The organism is Aeromicrobium sp. Sec7.5 (assembly GCF_036867135.1).
Lineage (GTDB): Bacteria > Actinomycetota > Actinomycetes > Propionibacteriales > Nocardioidaceae > Aeromicrobium.
Genome location: NZ_JBAJIJ010000001.1, coordinates 2,620,176 through 2,641,783 on the forward strand (window position 1 = coordinate 2,620,176; position 21,608 = coordinate 2,641,783).

The following is a 21,608-nucleotide window of genomic DNA, read 5'->3' on the forward strand; positions in this document are numbered from 1 at the left end:
GGTACCGCAACCCTCGCCGTTCACCCGTGAGTCATGTTCCCGTGCCACGATGACACCATGGAGAGTGCTGATCTCGACGTCACTGACGTGACGTCGCCGGACGAGTTCGACGTCGACCCGCCCTACGACTCCGAGCGCGGGACGCTCCCCGACCACCGGTTCCTGGATCGCGAGCTCTCCTGGATCTCGTTCAACGAGCGGGTCCTCGAGCTCGCCCAGGACCGCAGCCTCCCGCTGCTCGAGCGGGTCCGCTTCATGGCGATCTTCGCGAGCAACCTCGACGAGTTCTTCATGGTGCGCGTCGCCGGCCTGAAGCGCCGCATCGCGGCGGGGGTCGCGGTGCCCACCGCGAGCGGCCTGCACCCCAAGGAGGTCCTGAAGCGCAGCATCGCCGCCAGCCAGGAGCTGCAACGGAGCCACGCCGACCACCTGCACGAGCACCTCGCGGGCGACCTCGAGGCCGAGGGCATCGAGCTGCTGCGCTGGGACGACCTGACGCCCGACGAGCAGGAGCTCGTCTCCGAGAACTACCGGGCCCGGGTCTTCCCCGTGCTGACCCCGCTCGCCGTCGATCCGGCGCACCCGTTCCCGTACATCTCCGGCCTCTCGCTCAACATGGCCGTGGTGCTGCGCAACCCCGGCACCGGCAAGGACCACTTCGCGCGGGTCAAGGTGCCGCCCATCATCAGCCGCTGGATGGAGGTCGGCCCGCAGCGCTACCTCCCGCTCGAGGACGCGATGGCGGCCCACCTGCACCTGCTGTTCCCCGGCATGGAGATCCTGGCGCACCACACCTTCCGCGTGACGCGCAACGAGGACCTCGAGGTCGAGGAGGACGACGCCGAGAACCTGCTCAAGGCCCTCGAGCAGGAGCTGCTGCGCCGCAAGTTCGGCCCGGCGGTCCGCCTCGAGGTCGAGCCGACCATCGCCGACGAGGTGCTGGAGCTGCTGACGTCCGAGCTCGGGGTGCAGGCCGACGAGGTCGTCCGTCTCTCCGGTCCGCTCGACCTGCGCTCGCTGAACGAGATCGCCGACATCGACCGGCCCGAGCTGCACTTCGAGGCCTTCGTGCCCGGCACGCACGAGCACCTCGCCGAGGTCGAGACCGCCAGCCCCGCCGACCTGTTCAGCGCGCTGCGCAAGCGCGACGTCCTGGTGCACCACCCGTACGACTCGTTCGCGACGAGCGTCCAACGGTTCATCGAGCAGGCTGCGGCCGATCCCAAGGTCCTGGCGATCAAGATGACGCTGTACCGGACCTCGGGCGACTCCCCCATCATCGACTCGCTGATCGACGCGGCTCGTGCCGGCAAGCAGGTCCTGGTGCTGGTCGAGATCAAGGCACGCTTCGACGAGCAGGCCAACATCCGGTGGGCGCGCAAGCTCGAGCGCGCCGGCTGCCACGTGGTCTACGGCATCGTGGGCCTGAAGACGCACTGCAAGCTGGCCCTGGTGCTCCGCGACGAGCCCGACGGCCTGCGTCGCTACGCCCACATCGGCACGGGCAACTACAACCCCAAGACCGCCCGCCACTACGAGGACCTCGGCCTGCTGACCTCGAACCCCGAGATCACGCACGACCTCACCGAGCTGTTCAACAACCTGTCGGGCTTCTCGCAGCAGACCGAGTACCGCACCCTCCTCACGGCGCCGGCCCGGCTGCGCGCCGGCCTGGTCGAACGCATCCAGCGCGAGATCGCCCACCACCGGGCGGGGCGCGACGCGCACATCCGCATCAAGGTGAACTCGCTCGTCGACGAGGCACTGATCGATGCGCTCTACGAGGCCTCGATCGCCGGCGTGCGCGTCGACGTCGTGGTGCGTGGCATCTGCGCGATCCGTCCCGGCGTCCCCGGGCTGAGCGAGAACATCCGGGCGGTCAGCGTGCTGGGCCGGTTCCTCGAGCACAGCCGCGTGTACTGGTTCGCCAACGGCGGCGAGCCCGAGGCGTGGATCGGCTCGGCCGACCTGATGCACCGCAACCTCGACCGCCGCGTCGAAGTGCTCGTCCGGGTCCCCACTGCCGGCCACACCGATCGCCTCGGCCAGCTCCTGGCGCAGTCGGCCGACGACGACACGAGCAACTGGCGCCTGACGCCCGACGGGGAGTGGGAGCGACACGTCGGCTCCCACGACCTGCACCAGTCGCTGATCGACGACTCCCGTCGCCGACGCTCACGCGCCAAGGGCTGAGCCGCATCGTGCTGCGCACGGGGACCGGCCCCGGCCCGACGAACCGGCCCTCAGCAGGAGGCCAGGACGAGCGGGCCGATGAACGACATCAGCGAGGCTGCACCGGCCTGGCGGTCGAACTCGAGCACCGCGACGTCACCGTCGACCCGGTGCCGGGTCAGCACGATCGACTCCTCGACCGTGCCCGTCTGGCCGATGAACGGTCCCGTCGCGAGCCGGGCGCGCACCTCGGCCTGACCGGCAGCCACGGGTGCGGAGTCGAAGGCCAGCGCGACCTCGAAACGGTCGCCGGAGTCACCGGTGCCCGGCTCGGTCGGGTCCTGCTCCCCCGCGCCCAGGCCTCGGACGAGCCAGCGGTACGGCTCGAGGGTGCCGGCGGCCTCGACCGCGACGGCGGCCTGGGCCGCGATGTCGGGCCCGGACTCCGCCGGGTCGGTCGAGGCGCACCCGGCGCTGCCCGACTGGAGCGAGAACGCGTCGAGGTCGACGGCCTGGGCCCAGGCGCGCAGCGCGGTGGGATCGTCGGCCAACGACGGGGATCGCCCCTCGGCGACGTCGCCGAGGCGTTCGACGACCTCGAGCTCCGACGAGGCCACCACGACCCCGCCGTCGAGCAGCCGCGCGTGCTGGAACGTCTCCGGGGTGGACACGCCGCCGGCCCGCAGGTCGGAGAGCTCGATCGTCCACTCGTCGCCGTCCTGCACGTACCCGAGGTCGCGCATCCGCTCGCTCGTGACGTCGCGGGACTCGGGCAGACCCAGGAACAGGGCCGAGCCCGCGGTCGTCTGCACGAACGCCTCCCAGCGCACCGTCCGCGGCGACCAGCCGAGTCCGTCGGCCACGACGTCGCCGCTCGACACGAGGGTGGACCGGGTCGCCAGGTCACGCGTTGCGGCCTGCTCGACGACGTCGTCGCCCCCCGCCCCGAGCCGGTCGCGCAGCGCGGACCAGTTCGTCACGTCGATGCTCGAGACGTTCGCCGGCGCCAGCTGCGCGAGATCGGCCACCCCGAAGTCGGGCGTGAGACGTTCCGCGGCGACCATCCCGGCCGCGACCGCACCGCCGATCACGACGACCGAGACGAGTCCGACGAACGGTCGAGAGAGCCAGCTGCGGGTGCCCACGGCCACCAGCCCTTTCCAGGTCGAGTCCCGACCGCGACGCCCCGGGTCGGGGCCCAGCAGCCATCGACAAGGACAATACGTCCATGACCCGCGAGCGAACCATCGTGGCCGCGGGCGGCGTCGTCTGGCGCCCGCGGCCAGGCACCCGCAACGGAGTCGAGCTGCTGGTGGCGCACCGGCCCCGCTACGACGACTGGACGTTCCCCAAGGGCAAGCGCGACGACGGCGAACCCGTGCAGCGCACCGCGGTGCGCGAGATCGAGGAGGAGACCGGTCTCCGGGTCCACCTCGGGGTGCCGCTGCCCGCCGTGCGCTACCGCGTCGGGGCCGGACCCAAGATCGTCCACTACTGGTCGGCGCGGCCTGATCCGGAGTCGCCGGGCGCGTTCGTGCCCAACAAGGAGGTCGACGAGGTGCGGTGGCTGCGCCCCCGCGAGGTGCGCGACCTGCTGACCTACACGCACGACCGCGATCTGCTGGCGGCGTTCCGCGGACGCCGCGACGCCGGCCACCACAAGGCCCGCTCCCTCGTGGTGCTCCGGCACGGCAAGGCGGCCTCGGCCGGCCGGTGGCGCGGCGCCGATCACGACCGGCCGCTGACCGACCTCGGCCTGAGCCAGGCCGAGGGCCTCGCGCTGACGCTCTCGCAGTACGGCCCGGCCCGGATGCTCGCCAGCCCAGCCCTGCGGTGCCGGCAGACCCTCGCCCCCCTCGCGGACTCGGTCGGGCATCCCGTGGCGATCGACCGACGCCTCGTCGAGGACGCCCCCGCCACCGCCGTCGCCGCCGTCGTGCGCGAGGCGATGGCACGGCGAGGGCTCGCGGTGCTGTGCAGCCACCTGCCCACCCTGATGATCGCCTTCGACGCGATCGGCCTGAAGCCGCTCGACCTCGCCCCGGGCGAGGGGGTCGTGGTGCACCACCGCCACGGTCGGGTCGTCTCGACCGAGCGTCTGCCCTGACCTCGCCCACCCCTGCCGGCGTGATGTCCGTTACCTCCCGGACACCGCCTGCGACTGCAACGGCGCCGGGAGGGCTGCAGCGTTCCAGGATCGTTCACCGTTCGTTCACCCGGCACGGACCCGCGATACACCTGGCCTCCCTAGCGTCCTCACGTCAGTCCCCCCCGTTCCTTTTGAAGGGATCTTCACGTGAAGCGCAACACCCTGCGTACCTCGGCCTCCGCCGCGGCGCTCCTTTCCCTCTCCCTCGTGCTCGGCGCCTGCGGCGCTGGCAACGAGGATGGCGGCGACTCGGGCTCCGGCTCGCTGTCCGGCACGCTGAACGGCGCCGGCGCCAGCTCGCAGCAGGCCGTCGTCGCTGCGTGGAAGGCCGCCTTCCAGACCGAGAACTCCGACGCGACGGTCAACTACGACCCGGTCGGCTCCGGCGGCGGCCGTGAGCAGTTCCTCTCCGGTGGCGTCGACTTCGCCGGTTCGGACGCCTACCTCGACGACGAGGAGCTCGCTGCGGCCCAGGAGCGCTGCGGCGGCGACATCATCGAGGTCCCCGTCTACGTGAGCCCCATCGCGGTGGCGTTCAACCTCGAGGGCGTCGACGAGCTCAACCTGTCGGCCCAGACGATCGGCGCCATCTTCGAGGGCACGATCACGGCGTGGAACGATCCCGCGATCGTCGCCGACAACCCGAACGTCGACCTCCCGTCGGACGCGATCATCCCGGTGCACCGCTCGGACGACTCGGGCACCACGAAGAACTTCACGGCCTACCTCGAGGAGACCTCGGGCGGCTCGTGGACCGCGGGTGAGGTCGAGACCTGGCCCACGCCGGAGGGTGAGAGCGCCCAGGGCACCGCGGGAGTCATCGACCGCGTCAAGGCCACGGCCAACTCGATCACGTACGCCGACGCCAGCCAGGCCGGCGACCTCTCCACGGCCGCCGTCAAGGTCGGCGACGACTTCACCGAGTACTCCCCCGAGGCCGCTGCCGCGATCCTCGAGAAGTCCGCTCCGGTCGAGGGGCGCGGCGAGACCGACCTCGCCATCGCGGTGGACCGCGCCACGGAGGAGGCCGGCGTCTACCCCGTCGTGCTGGTCTCCTACGCGATCGCCTGCCAGACCTACGACGACGGCGCGAAGGCCGATCTCGTCAAGGGCTGGATGAGCTACCTCGTCAGCTCCGAGGGCCAGGAGAAGGCCGCCGCCGACGCCGGCGCCGCGCCGATCGGCGGCGACATCGCCGAGAAGGCCCAGGCTGCCGTCGAGACGATCTCGGCCAGCTGATTCCCTCGGAGGCCGGTCGGTGAGAGTCTGAAGACCTCACCGACCGGCCTCCACGGGGTTCGCCCCCGATCCACCCCACCAGTTCTGTCGAAAGAAGGAACGCCGTGAGCAGCACGACCGAGCGGGAGAAGGAAGCCCCTCGTCCCGTTCGCCGTCCAGGCGACCGCATCTTCGAGGGCCTCTCCACGAGTGCCGGCGTCCTGATCCTGCTGACCCTGCTCGGCGTCGGGATCTTCCTGACGCTCGAGGGCCTCCCCGGCATCACGGCGTCCGCCGACGAGATCGGCGGCAAGACGGGTGGCAAGGGCTTCTTCGCCTACGTCTGGCCCCTCGTGTTCGGCACCGTCTGGGCCGCCGTCATCGCGCTCCTGATCGCCGTGCCCGTCGCCATCGGCGTCGCCCTCTACATCTCGCACTACGCCCCGCCGCGACTCAGCTCGACCCTCGGCTACGTCATCGACCTGCTGGCCGCGGTGCCGTCGGTCGTCTACGGCCTCTGGGGCCTGCTGTTCCTGTCGCGCGAGCTGGCGCCGTTCTACCAGTGGCTCGCCGACAACCTCGGCTTCATCCCCTTCTTCGCGGGCAACCCGTCCGGCGGCGTGTCGGCCAACAGCATCCTCACGGCGAGCCTCGTGCTGGCGGTCATGGTGCTGCCGATCATCACCGCGATCTGCCGCGAGATCTTCCTGCAGACCCCCCGTCTGCACGAGGAGGCCGCCCTCGCCCTCGGCGCCACCCGCTGGGAGATGGTCCGACTCTCGGTCTTCCCCTACGCCCGTTCGGGCATCGTCTCGGCCTCGATGCTCGGCCTGGGCCGAGCCCTCGGCGAGACCATGGCCGTCGCGATGGTGCTGTCCGCGTCCGGCGTCGTGACGTTCAACCTGATCGGCAGCACGAACCCCAGCACGATCGCCGCCAACATCGCCCTGCAGTTCCCCGAGGCCTTCGGCACCTTCACCAACGTGCTGATCGCCACGGGCCTGGTGCTCTTCGTGATCACCTTCGCCGCCAACTTCGCCGCGCGCGCCATCGTGGAGCGCCGCAAGGACTTCTCGGGAGCCAACTGATGACCACGACGCTCCAGAGGACGCCCGAGCCCGACCTGCAGCAGCAGCTGCAGGACCACCAGCTCCCCACGTACCTGCCCAAGGCCATCATCGCGGGTGCCGCACTCGTCGGCATCGCCCTCACGGTCGTGGGCGGCCTGTCGATCGCCCAGGCCGTCATCGTCGCGTGGCTGCTCACCTGGGCGCTGCCGATCGCGTCGCGCGTCGTGGAGGGGGGCCGCAAGGCCGCCGACCGCACCGTGACGCTGCTGGTGTCCAGCGCCTTCGGCCTGGCGCTCATCCCGCTCGGCTCGATCCTGACCCTCGTGGTGAGCCGCGGCGGACCCCAGCTCAACGCCGAGTTCCTGACCTACTCCATGCGCAACGTGGTCGGCGAGGGTGGCGGCATCTACCACGCGCTCGTCGGCACGCTGATCATCACGGCCGCCGCCACCGTCATCTCGGTGCCGATCGGTCTCTTCACCGCGATCTACCTGGTCGAGTACGGCGACGGGAACCGGCTGTCACGCTGGATCACCTTCCTGGTCGACGTCATGACCGGTATCCCGTCGATCGTCGCCGGCCTCTTCGCCTACGCGCTGTTCGTGATCTTCTTCGGTGAGGGCATCCGACTCGGCATCGGCGGCGCCGTCGCGCTCGCCGTGCTCATGGTGCCGATCGTCGTGCGTGCGTGCGAGGAGATGCTCAAGCTCGTGCCGAACGAGCTGCGCGAGGCGGCCTTCGCCCTGGGCGTGCCGAAGTGGCGCACCGTGGTCAAGGTCGTGCTCCCCACGGCCATCTCCGGCATCGTGACGGGCGTGACCCTCGCGATCGCCCGCGTGATCGGCGAGACCGCCCCGCTGCTGATCATCGCGGGCCTGACCGACTCGGTGAACTTCAACCTGTTCTCCGAGCGCATGACGACGCTGCCGGTCTTCACGTACTTCTCGGTGAAGTTCCCCGGCGTCCCGCCCGAGGCCAGCATCGACCGCGGCTGGGGCGCGGCGCTCGTGCTCATCATCATCGTGATGGTCCTCAACCTCATCGCCCGCGCCGTGAGCTACTTCTTCTCCCCCAAGGGCGAGCGATGAGCACGCGGACCGGCCCCTCGCACCTTCCCTCCGTCACGACCGACCGCGCCGCGCGGCTCGGGCTCTGAAAGGAAAATCGATGGCCAAGAGCATCGACGTCTCAGACCTGGACATCTACTACGGGGACTTCCTCGCGGTCGAGGGTGTCAACATCACGATCCCCGCGAAGTCCGTGACGGCGTTCATCGGACCGTCGGGCTGCGGCAAGTCGACCTTCCTGCGCTCGCTCAACCGCATGCACGAGGTCATCAAGGGTGCCCGCGTCGACGGCAAGGTGCTGGTCGACGGCACCGACCTGTACGCGGCCGACATGGACCCGGTCAACGTGCGCCGCCTGATCGGCATGGTCTTCCAGCGCCCGAACCCGTTCCCGACGATGAGCATCTACGACAACGTGCTCGCGGGGCAGAAGCTCAACAGCAAGAAGATGAAGAAGTCGGAGGCGGACGACACTGTCGAGCGCGCGCTGCGCCAGGCGGGCCTGTGGGCCGAGGTCAAGGACCGTCTCTCGCGTCCGGGCTCCGGTCTCTCCGGTGGTCAGCAGCAGCGTCTGTGCATCGCCCGTGCGGTGGCGGTGCAGCCCGAGATCCTGCTGATGGACGAGCCGTGCTCGGCCCTCGACCCGATCTCGACGAGCGTCATCGAGGACCTGATCCACGAGCTCAAGACCGAGTACACGATCGTGATCGTGACCCACAACATGCAGCAGGCCGCCCGCGTCAGCGACGACACGGCGTTCTTCAACCTCGCGGGCGTCGGCCAGCCGGGCAAGCTCGTCGAGTCGGGCCGGACCGAGAAGATCTTCTCGAACCCCGACAACCCCGCCACCGAGTCCTACATCCAGGGTCGGTTCGGCTGAGCCCGAACTCAACCTCTGCACGACAAGGCCCCCGCCGACCGCGGGGGCCTTCGTCGTTCCGGCACCACCGGTCGTCACCACCTCGCTGGTCGAGTGCTCGGCGAGCCCTGGCGAGCCGGCGCATCGAGACCCGGTCGGCTGACCGGATCCGCCACCACAGCCCGGTCCGACCGCTCACCGTCACCTGGCCAGCGTCTCGATACACCGCCTTCGTTCCTCAGGCGCCACTCGACGACCGGGCCGACCGGCTCCGCCGGTGACACCCCTGACCACCGCGCTTCGCGCGGAGGTCAGGGCAGGAAGATGCGGGCGACGAAGTACGTGAGCGCCGAGACCGCCGCGGCCGCCGGCATCGTCACGATCCAGGCCACGACGATGCCGCGGGCCACGCCCCATCGGACCGCGCTGAGGCGCTTGGTGGCGCCAGCACCCATGATCGCCGAGGTGATCGTGTGGGTCGTGGACACCGGCGCGTGCAGACCGATCGCCATGACGTAGAGCACCGTGGCCGCCACACCCTCGGCGGCGAAGCCCTTGGGCGGGTCGAGGTCGATGATGCGCCGTCCGAGCGTGCGCATGATGCGCCACCCGCCCGAGTAGGTGCCGGCCGCGATGGCCGAGGCGGCCGCCACGATGACCCAGAGCGGAACGCCGTCACCATCGGAGTAGCCACCAGCGACGAGCGCCAGCACGATGACGCCCATCGTCTTCTGCGCGTCCTGCAGGCCGTGGCCGAGCGACATGCCCGCGGCCGAGACGGTCTGGGCGTGCCGGAAGCCGCGGGAGACCTTGTGCGGGTTGGCCTTGCGGAAGGTCCACATGATCGCGGTCATGAACGCGAAGGCGCCGAAGAAGCCGAGCAGGGGCGAGAGCACCATCGGGATGGCGACCTTCTCGACGAGCGTCTCCCCCGAGACCGACGTCGCGGACGCGAGTCCTGCGCCGACGATGCCGCCGATCAGCGCGTGGGACGACGACGACGGGATGCCGAAGTACCACGTGATGAGGTTCCAGGTGATCGCGCCGATCAGGGCCGCCAGGACGATGGTCAGGGCATGGGCCCGGTCGGCGTCGGAGACGCTCGTGACCCCCTCGATGTCGATGATCCCCTGGATCGTCTTGGCGACCTCGACGCCCAGCAGGGCGCCCACGAAGTTCAGGACGGCCGCCATCGCCAGGGCGACCCGCGGCGTCAGGGCGCGCGTCGAGACCGAGGTGGCGATCGCGTTGGCGGCGTCGTGGAAGCCGTTGGTGTAGTCGAACACCAAGGCGATCACGACGACGGCGATCACCATCGACAGGACCATGTCCACCGGTCAGGACTCCTTGACGGCGATCTGCTCGACGATGTTGGCGACGGTCTCCAACGCGTCGATGCCCTGCTCGACCGACTCGACGACGTCCTTCATCTTGAGGACCTGCATCGCCTTGTAGGAGCCGCCGAACAGGTGCGCGAGGATGCGACGGTGGTTGCGGTCGCCCTCGTTCTCGAGCCGGTTGATCTCGATCCAGTACTCGTCGAGGTTCTTCATCGTGCGCAGGCGCGGCATCGAGTCGGCAGTGAGCCGGCAGGCCCGCTGCAGGACGTCGAGCTGCTCGGCGAAGTAGGGCGGGAACTCGGTGACGTCGTAGAGGACGATCGAGTCGACCGTCTCCTCCATGAAGTCCATGACGTCGTCGAGCGCTCCCGCGAGCGAGTAGATGTCCTCGCGGTCGAAGGGGGTGACGAACGTGCTGTTGACGAGCCGGACGATGCGGTGGGTCGTCTCGTCGGCCTGGTGCTCGGCCTCGCGCATGCGCTCGGAGAGGGCTTCGCGGTCGACGCCCTCCTCGAGGATGCTCGCCAGCAGGTCAGCGCCCGCCACGAGGTGGTTGGCGGCTTCGGAGAAAAGGTCGTAGAACGACGTCTCCACCGGTCGGATGCGGAAGCGCACGCCTAGCTCCTGTCCACGGTCAGTTGGCCGAGACCATGCTAGGGGTTCACCGCGCGGTCACCAACGCGGCACCTAGCCTGGGGGGTCAGTCCTGGGTGAGGCCGAGGATCTCGTCGACCTCGTCCTGCGTGAGGTGCGCGTTCTTGGACGTCGCGGCGATCATCAGACGACTCGTCAGCTCGATCTCGTCGAGCGCCGCGTCGTCGCGCAGGCGCTCGTCCAACGGTTCCGTCATGCCCTCCCTCACTTCTCCGAGAGGCTCCAGCGTATCCCTGCCACGGGTGGCGCGCGGACGTTATCCCCGACCGACGACGCCGCCCCCGACCAGGCCGTCCCCGACCGCCGGACGCAGCAGCGATGGCACACTGTGACCCGTCAGGGCCTCTAGCTCAATTGGCAGAGCAGCGGACTTTTAATCCGCGGGTTGTGGGTTCGAGTCCCACGGGGCCCACCCGAGCATCCACGATCGCCTGCGACGACGCGGGCAGCGAGACCCCCGGCGAGACGGCCCACCCCTCACGCACTCCCGGGCGCAACGACCTGTCGCTGACCCACCAGCGAGCGCAACCTCAAGCGCCAGGCCTGGCGTTGGCAGTGGCTACAGCGACTGCGTGGGCATGGCGAGGGTGATCCAGTCATGCATGCCACCGCGGTAGTACACGAGATGGTCCAGCGGAAAATCGTCCTCGGCCAGAGTGCGAAGGGCGTCCGGTGTCTGCGGGCACTGCGGGCCATTGCAGAACAGGATGTGGACTCGTCCGTCGTCGAGTTCGTCCTTCCGGTCGAGCACCTGGTCGTGCGGGATGTTGACGGCTCCTGGGAGGGTCACGCCACCACGTGAGTCGGGTACCCGCGTGTCCACGAGCTGAGCGCCATCGGCCACCAGGCCCGCCACCTCAAGCTCCCCGACGGTGCGGATGCCGTCGACCGGCTGCATGGGCTGGACCTTGCCCCAGGCCGTTTCCACCGTGACGATCTCGGGGGCGTCAGTCGGACGCGGCAGATTCTGCGGATCGCCGGATCGAGTCCGGCGCGTTCGCGACACATCGGTCATGGGTACATGGTGCCCGATGGCCGAGCAAAGGCAAGCGCGATGATCGACGGTTGCCAGGAGGTCGGCATGGACCGGCCGGCGGCCTCGCCGTGCGGTTCAGGCCACGCCTGTTCGAACGGTTCGAGAAGATCCCCGGGCCGAGCAGAGCCGCCACACATCGCTCCCCGATGCGATGAAGCCCCGTTCGGCGAGCTCGTCGACGCTGAACCGCTCCCCGGCGCGGGACCCTCCACATGGGCCTGGAGGGCCGCGGGCATCTCACGGGCGGGTCACCAGACCATGGTCTCCCACAGACTGGCTTGAGGCGGGGCGGTCCCCAGCAGTCCGCCTCGAGAAGCTGTATCGCGGCGCCCAGACCCTCGAGATCTCCGAAGGCGCCAACGTGCTCCAGCCCTGGGTGGTCGCCCGTCCCCTCATCAGCCGCGACCCCGCCGACCGCCCCCTGCCCCCCTGAACCCCTCGGCAGGAGGGGTGCAATCCCTCCCCAGGTGCACGGCTCTCGGGCCCGTAGGGTCGAGTGAGGTTCCGCGACACGGCGACGGAGGTCCGACGGGAATGAAGTGACCTCTAGCAGCCTTAACTAGGTGAGCCTTCAACCTCTTTTGACTGGAGCACCCATGCGCCCCGTGACCTTCGGGATCGACACCTTCGGCGACGTGCCCGAGGACGACCACGGCAACCTCCTGACGCCCGCGCAGGCCATCCGCCAGGTCGTGGACGAGGCCGTGCTCGCCGACCGGGTCGGCATCGACGTCATCGCCCTCGGCGAGCACCACCAACCCGAGTACGCGATCTCGAGCCCCGAGACCGTCCTGGCCGGCATCGCGACCCGCACCGAGAACATCACGCTGGCCTCCGGCGTCACGGTGCTGTCCTCGGACGACCCGGTCCGCGTCTTCCAGCGCTTCTCGACCCTCGACGCGCTGTCGAACGGCCGCGCCCAGGTGATCCTCGGCCGCGGCTCCTTCACGGAGTCCTTCCCCCTCTTCGGCTACGACATGGCCCAGTACGACACGCTCTTCGAGGAGAAGGTCGAGCTGTTCACGAAGCTGCTCGAGGAGCAGCCCGTGACGTGGACCGGCACGACCCGTGCCGCCCTGCAGGACGCGGACGTGCACCCCAAGACCGAGTCGGGTCACCTCGACACCTGGATCGGCGTCGGCGGCTCGCCGGAGTCCGTGGTGCGCACGGCCCGGTACGGCCTGCCCCTGATGCTGGCCATCATCGGCGGGTCCCCGGCCCGGTTCGCGCCGTACATCGACCTCTACCGCCGCGCGACGGCGCAGCTCGGCACGACGGCGCACCCCGTCGGCATGCACTCCCCCGGGTTCGTCGCCGAGACCGACGCCGAGGCCGCGGAGATCGTCTGGCCGCACTTCAAGGAGAACCGCGACCGCATCGGGGCGAGCCGCGGCTGGCCGCCCCTGCGTCGCCGTGACTTCGAGTCGGAGATCGCGCACGGCTCGCTGTACCTCGGCTCGCCCGAGACCGTGGCCCAGCGGATCGCCGGCGCGCTGCGCACGCTCGACGTCGGACGGTTCGACATGATCTACAGCAGCGGCGCCATCCCGGCCTCGGCCCGCCTGCGCAACATCGAGCTCTACGGCACGGAGGTCATCCCCCGGGTCCGCGAGCTCCTCGCCGCGGACGCGCCGGCGTGAGCTCGATCGGCATCCTCGGGGCGGGCAAGCTCGGCCTCGTCCTCGCCCGCCTGGCGGTGCAGGCCGGGCACCAGGTGCGGGTCGCGAGCTCCCGCGACCCCGCGGTGATCGCGCTGACCGTCGAGGTGCTCGCGCCGGGCGCCGTGGCCACCGATGCGGCCACGGCCGTGGCGGACGCCGACCTCGTGGTCCTCGCCCTGCCGCTCGGCAAGCACGACCGCCTGGAGCCCGCCCCGCTGGCGGGCATGCTCGTGGTCGACGCCATGAACTACTGGTGGGAGGTCGACGGCCTGCGTGACGACCTCGCGAACCCGAAGACCTCGACGAGCGAGATCGTCCAGAGGCACCTGCCGGACGCCCGCGTCGTCAAGGCGTTCAACCACATGGGCTACCACGACCTCGAGGACGAGGCGCGTCCCCGAGGCGCCGACGAGCGCAAGGCGATCGCGGTCGCCGGCGACGACCCGGCCGACGTCGAGGCCGTCGCGACGCTCGTCGACGAACTCGGCTTCGATCCCGTGACGATCGGACGGCTGGCCGACGGGGTCCGGCTCGAGCCCGGCACCCCCGCATTCGGCGCCAACGTCACGGCGGGCGAGCTGCGCGAGCTCACCATGACTCGACCCTGAGCCGCACCTAGCCGCGACGGCTCGTGATGAGCTGGTCGACGGGGGCGAACTCGTCGGTCAGGATCGGCGCACCGCGGTACCAGTCGCGCAGCGCCTCGCCGGCCAGGACCTCCCAGCCGACCCCGTCGAGGCCGGACGCCAGCGCGGCCAGGTCGAGCGGGGTGTCCGACGCCAGGATCAGCAGGTTGCCGCCGTCCTCTCCGGCGATGGTCGGCGGATCGGCCAGCACGACCACCTCGGCGAAGACGCTCGCCACGGTGGCCGTCTCCGCCGTGGCGAAGGCGAGCGGACCGCGGTCGATGACGTTGGCGACGTAGGTGCCGCCGGGGACCAGGGTGCGATGAATCGCTCGCACGGCCTCGACCGTCGTCAGGTGCCAGGGCGGACTGATGCCGCCGAACGCGTCGCCGACCACGAGCTCCTGCGATCCCGCCTCGACGTCGTCCAGGACCAGGCGGGCGTCGTCGACCACGAGCTCGACGTCCGGGCTCGGGCCGAGAGCGGTGCCGTTCAGCTCCGCGACCCCGCGGTCGATCTCGACCACGAGGCTCGCGACCTGCGGGTGCACCTCCTGCAGGTACCGGGGCAGGGTCATGCCGCCGGCGCCCAGGTGGAGCACGGACGGGGCGGTCCCGCGGGTGTCCTCGAGCACGAGGTCGGCCACGGCACCCAGGGCCTGGGTGTACGAGAACTCCAGATGGGTCGGGTCGTCCAGGTCGACCGCCGAGTGACGCAGCCCGTCGAGCTCCAAGGTCAGCAGGGAGGCGTTGCCGGGGTCACTGCTCACGACGGCACAGTGGTAGGTCGTCTCGATCTCACAGGTGCCGCGTGCGGCGACCGTCAGGCCGCCGGCAGCGACCAGCGCCACCACGAGCGTCGGGACCGTCCGGGCCCGTCCGTCGATCACCAGCACCACGACCGCGATCGCGACGAGGGAGACCCCCAGCCCGATCAGGATGTTGCTCACCGAGACCCGGGAGATCAGCACGAATCCGGTCACGACCGTGCCCACGATCGCGCCCACCGTGCTGATGCCGGAGAGCGAGCCGACGACCGACCCGGTGTCCTGCAGCGAGGTCAGACGCACCTTCGTGACGATCGGCGTGACCGCGGACAGCAGCGCGCCCGGCACACCGATCATGAGCATCGCCGCCAGGAGCAGCGTGGACCCGTCACCGGACGCGGCGGCCCGCATCACCGCGGGGGTCGCGGCCGCGGTGACGCCCGAGATCGCGAGCGCCGGCGCCAGGAGCCGCTGCGTCGGGAACCGGTCGGCGAGGCGACCTCCTCCCCACGAACCGATCGCGATGGCCGACAGCGCCAGGCCGATCACCAGCGTGTTCGTCTCGAGGCTCAGCCCGAGGTAGGGCGCCAGGAGGCGCAGTGCCGTGAGCTCGATGACCAGCACGGCCGCCGAGGAGTAGAACACCAGCGCGGTGTGCGCGAACCGGGTCACGCCGTCACGGTACCGACCGACGCACGCCACCGGGGACCTCTCCCCATCGCGCGCCCGGTGCCAGCTTCGTACCGTCGGACCATGCGCTTCCGGGAGATCGACTGGCAGGTCGTCAGTCCCGCGTGACGTGGCGGAGGATCTCGGCGGCCACGACGTGCGGGCGCAGCTCGGGCACCCAGTGCGAGACGCCCTCGAGCTCCACGTAGCGGAAGTCCGCGTCGACGAACTCGGCGCACCCGTGCGCGGCCACGGGCCCGATGAACGCGTCCGCGTCGCTCCAGATGTACGTCGTCGGCACGGTGACCTTCTGCGTCGCGCCGAGCGCCCCGCTCATCGCGCGGTACCAGTGGAGCGCCGCGTGGAGCGCTCCCGGCTCGCGCAGGTGACGCACGTAGGTCTCGACGAGGTCGCCGGGGAGGTCGCCATAGACCTCGCGCAGCCGACGAGCATCGTCCGCGAGGAGGAGCTCGGCCATGTCCGGGGTCCGGCGGAACTCGGCGTAGTAGGCCGACATCCGACGCTGCTCAGGATCCTCGTGCACGGCTCGGCCGTACGAGCCCAGGTGCGGCACCGAGACGGCCGTCAGCGACGCGACGCGATCGGGGTGGGTCGACGCGACAAGCCACGCCACACTGGCACCCCAGTCGTGACCGACCAGGTGGAACGTCGAGGCTCCGAGCGCGTCGACGAGACCGATGACGTCGTCGGCGAGCCGGTCGGTCGCATATTGCTCGACCGCGTCGGGTCGTGCGCCCGGTGAGTAGCCGCGCTGGTCCGGCGCCACGGCCCAGCACCCGGCCTCGGCCAGCACAGGGAGGACCCCTGACCAGCTGGCCGACGTCGCCGGGAACCCGTGCAGCAGCACGATCGGCACACCCCCGGGCTCGCCCACCTGCACTGTGTCGAAGGTCAGGTCACCGACGCGGACGGGGGAGCTCGTGATCGCGGGATCCATGTCGTCACCCTCGCAAACCGGGTCTCCACCGTCCAGGCACCCTGGCGGACGTGGCCAGACGCGTCAGGAGGACACTGGACCCGGATCATCTCGGAGGGAGCCCGATGGGTCGCGTCGCGTGGACCGCGCTGCTCGCGAACTCCGTGCTCGTCCAGGCCGTCACCTTCCTGCTGCGCCCGGCCAGCACCTACCAGGCCATCGCCCTCGACGTCCCCGGCGGCGCGCTGGGCGCGATCGGTGCGACCTTCGCGATCGTGCCGCTGCTGCTCGCGATCCCCGTCGGCGGGCTCGTCGACCGGCTCGGCGAGAAGCGCCTGATGATCGGCGGCGCGCTGCTCATGGTCGCGGCCTCGACCGTGTTCCTCACCGCGACGGAGTCCGTCGCGGGGCTGGTCGTCGCGAACGCGCTGCTCGGGGCGGCGCACCTGGCCTGCGTGATCGGCCAGCAGTCGCTCGTGGCCAACACGGCGCCTCCCGGGCAGCTCGACGCCCGATTCGGCTACTACACGTTCATGGCCTCGCTGGGCCAGGCCGCGGGACCGAGTCTGATCGCTGCCGTGGCGGGCACCTCGGTCCAGCCCGACACCCGCCCGATCTTCGTCCTCGCCGTCGCGATGAGCGTCGTGATGCTGGTGACGTCGCTCCTGGTGCCCCTGCGTCGACGCTCTGCGGCCGAGCGGGCCGAGGCACGCGGTGGTCTCGTCGGCCTGCTCCGCACTCCCGGGCTGGGTCGCGCGCTGACGACGAGCGCGATCATCCTCTCCGCCGTCGACCTGACGCTGGTGTACCTGCCGGCGCTCGGGGCCGAGCGCGGGCTCACGGCAGCGGCGGTCGGCGCGCTGCTGACGGTGCGCGCCGTGTTCTCGATGGCCTCGCGCCTGCTGCTGGGACGGCTGTCGGCCTGGCTCGGGCGCACCCGGCTGATGGCGACGTCGATCGTCGTGACGGCGGGAGCCCTGGTGCTCTGCGCCGTGCCGGCGCCGCTGCCGGTGCTGCTGGTCGTCGTGGCGCTCCTCGGCCTCGGCCTGGGCGTGGGGCAGCCGCTGACGATGTCATGGCTGACCGAGCAGGCCCCCGCCACCCAGCGCGGCAAGGCCCTGTCACTTCGCCTCGCCGGCAACCGCGTCGGCCAGGTGGTGATCCCGACGACCCTCGGCGTGGCCGCCGTGGGCACGGGCGCACCCGGCGTGCTCGCCGCGACCGGCGTCGCCGTCGGCGCCTCCGGCCTCCTGCTGCGCGGCTTCAGCATCGACCGCCGCGACGACCCCGACCCCGCCTCCGACTGATTGCCGCTCGCGAGAGACTTTGTTGGTGGTCAGGAGAGACTTTGTTGCCAACAAAGTCTCTCCTGTGTACACACAAACTCTCTCGCGAGCGGTACGTCAGGTGGGGGGTGTGAGGGGGGCGGCGAAGAACGCGCGTTCGTGGTGGGCGGAGGCGGCGAAGGCCTGCCACATCCGCTCGCGGACCTCGGGCGTGGTGGCCGGGTCGGCGGCGACGCGGTCGGTGATGGCGCGGGCCCGCGCGGCGGCCTCGGCGAAGGCCGGGTCGCCGTAGGTCAGGAGCCAGTCGCGGTACGGGTGGTCGTCGGTCACCGCTGCCGCGAGGCGTACGCCGATGTCGGCGTACATCCAGTAGCACGGGAGCACGGCCGCGACTGCCTCGGCGTAACCGCGCCCGGCGGCGCCGCGCAGGTGGTCGACGTAGGCGGTCGTGGCCGGTGCCGGGTCCACGCGGACACCGGCGGTCCAGTGCTGGTGGAGCCGGAGCTCCTCCTCCAGGCACTCGGCGGAGCCGGCCGCCCAGAACGCCGCCTCGGCCGGATCGTCGGCGAGCTCGGCCGTACGGGCGAGGACCTCGGCGTAGGCGTGCAGGTACTCCGCGTCCTGGGCCAGGTACCACGTGAAGGCCTCCCGCGGCAGCGTGCCCGCCGCCAGCCCCGCCACGAACGGGTCGGCGTCGGTGCCGTCGCGGACATCGGCGATCCGTTCCCACCAGTCGGCGGTCGCGCTCGTCACCAGGCCGCCCCGCGACCACAACCCGGCGAGGTGGCTGACCGGTCCGTTGCCCTGACCGACCGCGAGGGCAGCACCGTGGCGCAGGCTCTCGGTGAGCCACTGCTTCGACCGGTCGACGCTCGCGAACCAGTCGCCCGACCCGGCCCGCACCGCCGCGCCCTGCCAGGTTGCCACAGCCGACGACAACGAGCATCCCGTGCCGTGCGTGGCCGATGTCTGGACGCGAGGCGCCACGAGTGCGCGCACCGGGTCCGCGGCGGCCGCGTCGACCAGCGCGTCGTGCACGAGGTCGCCCTCGAGGTGACCTCCCTTGGCCAGCACCGCCACCCCGAACCGCTCCGACACGGCGAGCGCCTGGGCGACGACCCCGTCCCAGGACGTGGCCGACGCCACGTCGGCGAGGACGGCCAGCTCCGGGACGTTCGGCGTGATCAGGTCGGCGGCCGGCAGCAGGTCACGCATCGCCTGCTCGGCCTCCGGGACGAGCAGGCGATCGCCGCTCGTCGCGACCATGACCGGGTCGAGCACGACGACCGGCGGGCGGACCCGGTCCAGCCAGGCGCGGACGACCTCGATCGTGGCGACGTCGCCGAGCATGCCGATCTTGACCGCGTCGATCACGACGTCGTCACTCACGGCGTCGAGCTGCTGCTGCAGGAACTCCGGCGGCGGCGTGTGCACGGCGCGGACGCCGCGGGTGTTCTGCGCGACGAGCGCGGTCACGACGGCCATGCCGTACCCGCCGTTCGCGGCGATGCTCTTGAGGTCGGCCTGGATGCCGGCGCCGCCGGTCGGGTCGGTGCCGGCGATCGACAGCACCCGCGGGACGGCCGGGACGGGACGCGTCATGACGAGGTTCCTCTCCACGCACGGACGTAGTCACGGGCGGCGGCCTCCGGGTCGGCCGCGCCGCAGATGCCGGACACGACGGCGAGCCCGGCGATGCCCGAGCCGTGGAGCGCCCGGGCGTCGGCGACGGAGACGCCGCCGATCGCGACGGCCGGCACGGGCGAGAGCGCCACGCGGGCCCGCATCCCGTCCAGGCCCAGCGCCGCCGGGGCGTCGGGCTTCGTCGGCGTCCCGTGCAGGGCACCGATGCCGACGTGGTCGACGACCGAGGGGTCGACGGCCGCCAGCTCCGCCGCGGTCGCGGCGCTGAGCCCGAGCAGCGCGGCCGGCCCGATCGCGACGCGAACCTCGGCGGCCGGGGCGTCGTCCTGCCCCACGTGCACCCCGGCGACCGCGATGCCGTCGGCCCGGGCCGCGAGGAACGCCTCGACGTCGTCGTTGACCACGAGCGGCACGCCCGGTGGGAGGACGGCGGCAACAGATCCGAGCAGGTCGACCAGCTCCTCGGTCGACGCGTGCTTCTGGCGCACCTGGACGATCGAGACACCTCCGGCCACAGCGGCAGCGACGACGGCCGGCACCGAGTGACCCGCCGCGGCCGCGATGCCGGCATCGGTCACGAGGTAGACCGAGAGATCGGTCGTCACGACAGCCGTGCGCGGGCGCGGAGGTCGTCGGCCGAGACCGCCGCCAGGGCGTCGAGGAACGCGACGGCGAACGAGCCCGGACCCGCAGCACGCTCGGCCGCCAGCTCGGCCGCCACGGTGTAGGTCGTGACCGCCGCGACGGTGGCCACGAAGGCGTCGCCCTCGACCGCGGCGAACGCCGCCATGACCGCACCGAGCGCGCACCCGCCGCCGGTGACCTTGGTCAACAGCACGTCACCGTTCGCGACGCGGGCCGTGCGCGTGCCGTCGGTCACGAGGTCGACCGGACCCGAGACCGCGACGACGGCACCGCTCGACGTGGCGAGCTCGGTCGCCACAGGTGCCGCGGCGTCGACCTCGTCGAGCGCGTCGACACCACGTCCCCCCGCGCCGGCCCCGGCGAGGGCGAGGATCTCCGAGGCGTTGCCCCGCACCACGGCGGGTCCAGCATCGCGGAGCCGGTGCGCCAGCTCCGTGCGGACGGGCAGAGCGCCGATCGCCACGGGGTCGAGGACCCACGGCGTCCCCGCCTCGCCGGCGCCCGCCACCGCGGCCTCCATCGCGGCGCGCTGCTCGGCGTGCGGCGTGCCGAGGTTCACGAGCACGCCGCCGGCGACTCCGGCGAACATCCCGGACTCCTCCGGGATGTCGACCATGGCCGGCGCAGCGCCGATCGCGAGCAACGCGTTGGCCGTGAAGTTCACGACGACGTCGTTGGTCAGGCAGTGGACGAGCGGCCCGTCGGCACGCAGCCGGTCGAGCGCGGCGATCGCGGACCCGAGCAGGTCGGTGTCGGATCGACGGGGGGCGGTCGAGGACGACGTCATCTGGGGACATCCCTTCGCTAGTGCGAGCTAGAGCAGGTGGTGCGGGTGTGTTCTCAGCCCCGAGCGGGGCACCCCGTGTCTGGCCGTCAGGCTAGCCGACGGCCCACCTCGCGGCCCACGGGGCCGGGGCCCACTACCGTGGGCGCATGCAAGGGGTCCGGGTGCCGTGGTGGCCGCTGTTCGTTGTCGTGGCCGTGACGCACGTGGTGCTGCTGGCGGCCGGGGTCGAGCCCTGGGACAGCGTCACGAAGTGCCTGGCGGCTCCCCTGCTGATCGGCTGGGTCCTGACCTCGGGCGCACCGCGGATCCTCGCCCTCGCCCTGGCCTTCTGCCTCGGTGGCGACCTGCTGCTCGAGCTCGACGGCCTGTTCCTGGCGGGCATGGCGTCGTTCGCGGCGGCGCACGTCTGCTTCATCTCGTGGTTCGCGAGGCATGGCGCCGTCGCGCGTCTGCGGGCACGCCCTGGCGTCGTCGTCGCGCTTCTCGTCGCGGCGGTCGCCCTCGTCGCCCTCGTCTGGAGCGGCATCGACGACCCGGTCGTGCGCACCGTGCTGCCGCTCTACGCCCTCCTGCTGTCGGGCACCGCCGCGACCGCGCTGGTGACCGAGCGCCTGGCCGGCCTCGGCGCCCTGCTGTTCCTGGTCTCGGACGCGGTGATCGCCCTGACCGAGTTCGACCGCGTGCCGACCACCACCGGCAGCCAGGTCGCGATCATGGTGCTCTACCTCGCGGCGATCGCCCTGCTGACGACCGGGGGCAGCCGACTCGCCGGCGTCACGTCGACCGCCACCCCGATGTCCGAGTCGGCCCCTGAGACAGCCCCAGGATCGGCCCAGTGACCGACGCTCCGACCTCATCGAACGGCGTCTACCGCGCGATCGTCCGGGTCGTGGCCGTGCTCTTCCGGATCCAGGGCTATCGCTTCGACGTGCAGGGCACCGACCACCTGCCCGCCACGGGCGCCGCCGTGCTCGCGGCGAACCACAACAGCCTCCTCGACTTCACCCTCGTCGGCCGCGCGG

The 21,608-nt window shown here is 71.3% G+C and carries 21 protein-coding genes and 1 tRNA gene; 12 read left to right on the forward strand and 10 right to left on the reverse strand.

All coding sequences use genetic code 11. The annotated features are described in order from the left end of the window. Window positions 1-57: 57 nt before the first annotated feature. Entirely contained in the window at window positions 58-2,193 is a 2,136-nt protein-coding gene (locus V6S66_RS13130; protein WP_334207178.1) for an RNA degradosome polyphosphate kinase, read from the forward strand. 50 nt (window positions 2,194-2,243) lie between these two features. On the opposite strand, the gene V6S66_RS13135 is transcribed toward V6S66_RS13130, so the two are convergent. Further along, entirely contained in the window at window positions 2,244-3,317 is a 1,074-nt protein-coding gene (locus tag V6S66_RS13135) for a hypothetical protein (protein ID WP_334207179.1), read from the reverse strand. A gap of 83 nt (window positions 3,318-3,400) precedes the next feature. On the opposite strand from V6S66_RS13135, the gene V6S66_RS13140 reads away from it, so the two are divergent. The 5 genes from V6S66_RS13140 (at window position 3,401) to pstB (ending at window position 8,556) form a co-directional block, all read left to right on the forward strand. Further along, complete coding sequence (locus V6S66_RS13140) at window positions 3,401-4,279, forward strand: NUDIX hydrolase (RefSeq protein WP_334207180.1); 879 nt, start codon at window positions 3,401-3,403, stop codon at window positions 4,277-4,279. Window positions 4,280-4,468: 189 nt separating this feature from the next. Continuing rightward, window positions 4,469-5,560, forward strand: a complete 1,092-nt coding sequence (gene pstS / locus V6S66_RS13145; RefSeq protein WP_334207181.1) for a phosphate ABC transporter substrate-binding protein PstS — start codon at window positions 4,469-4,471, stop codon at window positions 5,558-5,560. A gap of 104 nt (window positions 5,561-5,664) precedes the next feature. Further along, complete coding sequence (gene pstC, locus V6S66_RS13150; RefSeq protein WP_334207182.1) at window positions 5,665-6,627, forward strand: phosphate ABC transporter permease subunit PstC; 963 nt, start codon at window positions 5,665-5,667, stop codon at window positions 6,625-6,627. Then, entirely contained in the window at window positions 6,627-7,697 is a 1,071-nt protein-coding gene (pstA, locus tag V6S66_RS13155) for a phosphate ABC transporter permease PstA (protein ID WP_334207183.1), read from the forward strand. Before pstC ends, pstA begins: the two co-directional genes overlap by 1 nt. A gap of 79 nt (window positions 7,698-7,776) precedes the next feature. Then, window positions 7,777-8,556, forward strand: a complete 780-nt coding sequence (gene pstB / locus V6S66_RS13160; protein ID WP_334207184.1) for a phosphate ABC transporter ATP-binding protein PstB — start codon at window positions 7,777-7,779, stop codon at window positions 8,554-8,556. A gap of 290 nt (window positions 8,557-8,846) precedes the next feature. Here pstB and V6S66_RS13165 read toward each other — a convergent pair whose 3' ends face one another. The 3 genes from V6S66_RS13165 to V6S66_RS13175 all read right to left on the reverse strand — a co-directional run bounded on the left by V6S66_RS13165 (window position 8,847) and on the right by V6S66_RS13175 (window position 10,725). Further along, the gene (locus V6S66_RS13165; RefSeq protein WP_334207264.1) at window positions 8,847-9,863 is read right to left on the reverse strand and encodes an inorganic phosphate transporter; all 1,017 of its coding nucleotides are present in this window, start codon (window positions 9,861-9,863) and stop codon (window positions 8,847-8,849) included. A 9-nt stretch (window positions 9,864-9,872) separates the two neighbouring features. Beyond that, entirely contained in the window at window positions 9,873-10,490 is a 618-nt protein-coding gene (locus V6S66_RS13170) for a DUF47 domain-containing protein (RefSeq protein WP_334207185.1), read from the reverse strand. A gap of 85 nt (window positions 10,491-10,575) precedes the next feature. Beyond that, the gene (locus V6S66_RS13175; RefSeq protein ID WP_334207186.1) at window positions 10,576-10,725 is read right to left on the reverse strand and encodes a hypothetical protein; all 150 of its coding nucleotides are present in this window, start codon (window positions 10,723-10,725) and stop codon (window positions 10,576-10,578) included. A 143-nt stretch (window positions 10,726-10,868) separates the two neighbouring features. Here V6S66_RS13175 and V6S66_RS13180 point away from each other — a divergent pair. Beyond that, window positions 10,869-10,941 (forward strand) — tRNA-Lys (locus tag V6S66_RS13180). A gap of 147 nt (window positions 10,942-11,088) precedes the next feature. Here the strand turns inward: V6S66_RS13180 and V6S66_RS13185 are convergent. Then, window positions 11,089-11,544 carry a rhodanese-like domain-containing protein gene (locus V6S66_RS13185; RefSeq protein ID WP_334207187.1) on the reverse strand — a complete coding sequence of 152 codons (456 nt, stop codon included), beginning with the start codon at window positions 11,542-11,544 and terminating at the stop codon, window positions 11,089-11,091. Window positions 11,545-12,161: 617 nt separating this feature from the next. Here V6S66_RS13185 and V6S66_RS13190 point away from each other — a divergent pair. Together V6S66_RS13190 and V6S66_RS13195 are read left to right on the forward strand one after the other, a co-directional pair. After that, the gene (locus tag V6S66_RS13190) at window positions 12,162-13,205 is read left to right on the forward strand and encodes an LLM class flavin-dependent oxidoreductase (protein ID WP_334207188.1); all 1,044 of its coding nucleotides are present in this window, start codon (window positions 12,162-12,164) and stop codon (window positions 13,203-13,205) included. Beyond that, window positions 13,202-13,834, forward strand: a complete 633-nt coding sequence (locus V6S66_RS13195; protein ID WP_334207189.1) for an NADPH-dependent F420 reductase — start codon at window positions 13,202-13,204, stop codon at window positions 13,832-13,834. Before V6S66_RS13190 ends, V6S66_RS13195 begins: the two co-directional genes overlap by 4 nt. 7 nt (window positions 13,835-13,841) lie before the next feature. Here V6S66_RS13195 and V6S66_RS13200 read toward each other — a convergent pair whose 3' ends face one another. Both V6S66_RS13200 and V6S66_RS13205 read right to left on the reverse strand, forming a co-directional pair. Further along, window positions 13,842-15,290: a fused MFS/spermidine synthase gene (locus V6S66_RS13200; protein ID WP_334207190.1), complete on the reverse strand. Its 1,449-nt coding sequence runs from the start codon at window positions 15,288-15,290 to the stop codon at window positions 13,842-13,844. Window positions 15,291-15,402: 112 nt separating this feature from the next. Continuing rightward, window positions 15,403-16,245, reverse strand: a complete 843-nt coding sequence (locus V6S66_RS13205) for an alpha/beta fold hydrolase (protein ID WP_334207191.1) — start codon at window positions 16,243-16,245, stop codon at window positions 15,403-15,405. A 104-nt stretch (window positions 16,246-16,349) separates the two neighbouring features. Between V6S66_RS13205 and V6S66_RS13210 the strand changes: the two genes are divergently transcribed. Beyond that, complete coding sequence (locus V6S66_RS13210; RefSeq protein WP_334207192.1) at window positions 16,350-17,531, forward strand: MFS transporter; 1,182 nt, start codon at window positions 16,350-16,352, stop codon at window positions 17,529-17,531. A 96-nt stretch (window positions 17,532-17,627) separates the two neighbouring features. Here V6S66_RS13210 and thiD read toward each other — a convergent pair whose 3' ends face one another. The 3 genes from thiD to thiM are packed head-to-tail and all read right to left on the reverse strand — an operon-like array spanning window position 17,628 to window position 20,586. Further along, entirely contained in the window at window positions 17,628-19,112 is a 1,485-nt protein-coding gene (thiD, locus tag V6S66_RS13215; RefSeq protein ID WP_334207193.1) for a bifunctional hydroxymethylpyrimidine kinase/phosphomethylpyrimidine kinase, read from the reverse strand. Further along, a complete protein-coding gene (thiE, locus tag V6S66_RS13220; protein WP_334207194.1) occupies window positions 19,109-19,759 on the reverse strand; it encodes a thiamine phosphate synthase in 651 nt (216 codons plus the stop codon). Before thiE ends, thiD begins: the two co-directional genes overlap by 4 nt. Then, the gene (thiM, locus tag V6S66_RS13225) at window positions 19,756-20,586 is read right to left on the reverse strand and encodes a hydroxyethylthiazole kinase (protein WP_334207195.1); all 831 of its coding nucleotides are present in this window, start codon (window positions 20,584-20,586) and stop codon (window positions 19,756-19,758) included. The genes thiE and thiM overlap by 4 nt, the downstream gene beginning before the upstream one ends. Before the next feature lie 146 nt (window positions 20,587-20,732). On the opposite strand from thiM, the gene V6S66_RS13230 reads away from it, so the two are divergent. Continuing rightward, the gene (locus tag V6S66_RS13230) at window positions 20,733-21,425 is read left to right on the forward strand and encodes a lysoplasmalogenase family protein (protein ID WP_334207196.1); all 693 of its coding nucleotides are present in this window, start codon (window positions 20,733-20,735) and stop codon (window positions 21,423-21,425) included. After that, a partial coding sequence (locus tag V6S66_RS13235; RefSeq protein WP_442885907.1) for a lysophospholipid acyltransferase family protein occupies window positions 21,422-21,608 on the forward strand: 187 nt, incomplete at its 3' end. The genes V6S66_RS13230 and V6S66_RS13235, both read left to right, overlap by 4 nt.

What these genes read in the sequence shown, in the direction of transcription:
- V6S66_RS13175 (WP_334207186.1), bottom strand. Translation starts at nt 10,725, where the DNA reads ATGACGGAACCGTTGGACGAGCGCCTGCGCGACGACGCGGCGCTCGAC.
- pstB (WP_334207184.1), top strand. Translation starts at nt 7,777, where the DNA reads ATGGCCAAGAGCATCGACGTCTCAGACCTGGACATCTACTACGGGGAC.
- thiM (WP_334207195.1), bottom strand. Translation starts at nt 20,586, where the DNA reads ATGACGTCGTCCTCGACCGCCCCCCGTCGATCCGACACCGACCTGCTC.
- V6S66_RS13210 (WP_334207192.1), top strand. Translation starts at nt 16,350, where the DNA reads ATGGGTCGCGTCGCGTGGACCGCGCTGCTCGCGAACTCCGTGCTCGTC.
- V6S66_RS13230 (WP_334207196.1), top strand. Translation starts at nt 20,733, where the DNA reads ATGCAAGGGGTCCGGGTGCCGTGGTGGCCGCTGTTCGTTGTCGTGGCC.
- V6S66_RS13205 (WP_334207191.1), bottom strand. Translation starts at nt 16,245, where the DNA reads ATGGATCCCGCGATCACGAGCTCCCCCGTCCGCGTCGGTGACCTGACC.
- V6S66_RS13140 (WP_334207180.1), top strand. Translation starts at nt 3,401, where the DNA reads ATGACCCGCGAGCGAACCATCGTGGCCGCGGGCGGCGTCGTCTGGCGC.
- pstA (WP_334207183.1), top strand. Translation starts at nt 6,627, where the DNA reads ATGACCACGACGCTCCAGAGGACGCCCGAGCCCGACCTGCAGCAGCAG.
- V6S66_RS13165 (WP_334207264.1), bottom strand. Translation starts at nt 9,863, where the DNA reads ATGGTCCTGTCGATGGTGATCGCCGTCGTCGTGATCGCCTTGGTGTTC.
- V6S66_RS13185 (WP_334207187.1), bottom strand. Translation starts at nt 11,544, where the DNA reads ATGACCGATGTGTCGCGAACGCGCCGGACTCGATCCGGCGATCCGCAG.
- thiD (WP_334207193.1), bottom strand. Translation starts at nt 19,112, where the DNA reads ATGACGCGTCCCGTCCCGGCCGTCCCGCGGGTGCTGTCGATCGCCGGC.
- V6S66_RS13190 (WP_334207188.1), top strand. Translation starts at nt 12,162, where the DNA reads ATGCGCCCCGTGACCTTCGGGATCGACACCTTCGGCGACGTGCCCGAG.
- V6S66_RS13130 (WP_334207178.1), top strand. Translation starts at nt 58, where the DNA reads ATGGAGAGTGCTGATCTCGACGTCACTGACGTGACGTCGCCGGACGAG.